Annotated in this window: 1 protein-coding gene; it reads right to left on the bottom strand. The window is 60.2% G+C overall.

The annotated features are described in order from the left end of the window. A partial coding sequence (locus tag AB1772_13505) for a peroxidase family protein (protein MEW5797356.1) occupies positions 1-1104 on the bottom strand: 1104 nt, incomplete at both ends.

The following is a 1104-nucleotide window of genomic DNA, read 5'->3' as shown; positions in this document are numbered from 1 at the left end:
CTCCGGGCCGAGATAGCGTGAGCGGGGACCCATGTCGCGGTGCGTTAGCTTGAACCACGCCTTGGCGAACGCCTCGGCAATCTCATCCGGGTTCTCGTGGTAACGTCGCGCAATCTGGTTGTAGATGGGGTCCATCTTCATCGCCATGTCCGCCGTGGTCATCATGGGGGCGTGCCGTTTCGACGGATCGTGCGCGTCGGGTACCGTACCCGCACCAGCGTCGCCCTTGGGCTTCCATTGCCACGCGCCAGCGGGACTTTTCGTCAGCTCCCAGTCATATTTGAACAGGGTTTCGAGATAGCTGTTGTCCCACTGCGTCGGCGTGGGAGTCCATGCGCCTTCGATACCGCTGGTGATCGCATCGACGCCGACACCCGTGTTAAAGGCGTTCTTCCAGCCCAGTCCCTGATCGATGATGGTGGCACCCCCAGGATCAGCACCGACGTGCGTCGCTTCGCCGGCACCGTGACATTTACCAAAGGTATGCCCACCGGCAGTGAGCGCGACGGTCTCCTCGTCGTTCATCGCCATCCGACCAAAGGTTTCGCGAATATCGCGCCCTGAGCCGACCGGATCGGGTTCGCCGTCTGGCCCTTCCGGGTTCACGTAGATCAGTCCCATCTGAACGGCAGCGAGGGGATTCAGGAGCACCCGATCTTCTTCGTAACGCTCATTGCCGAGCCAGGCTTTCTCAGAACCCCAGTAGATGTCTTCCTCTGGCTGCCAGACATCCACGCGCCCGCCGGCAAAGCCTAACGTCTTGAAGCCCATTGACTCAAGCGCGCAGTTGCCGGCGAAGATCATCAGGTCGGCCCAGGAGATTTTCTTGCCGTATTTCTGCTTGATGGGCCAAAGCAACATACGCGCTTTGTCGAGGTTGGCATTGTCTGGCCAACTGTTGAGGGGTTCAAACCGCTGGCTACCCGAACCCGCGCCGCCGCGACCGTCGCCAATACGATACGTGCCGGCGCTGTGCCAAGCCATCCGGATGAAGAGCGGCCCATAATGGCCGTAGTCGGCTGGCCACCAGTCCTGGGAGGTGGTCATCAGCTCATAGATATCTGCCCTTAAGGCAGCTAAGTCAAGACTCTTGAACTCCTCAGC

This window comes from Candidatus Zixiibacteriota bacterium (genome assembly GCA_040752815.1).
Lineage (GTDB): Bacteria > Zixibacteria > MSB-5A5 > GN15 > FEB-12 > JAGGTI01.
Note: the sequence above shows the minus strand (reverse complement) of the source record. Positions and strands in the feature narration are given on the sequence as shown.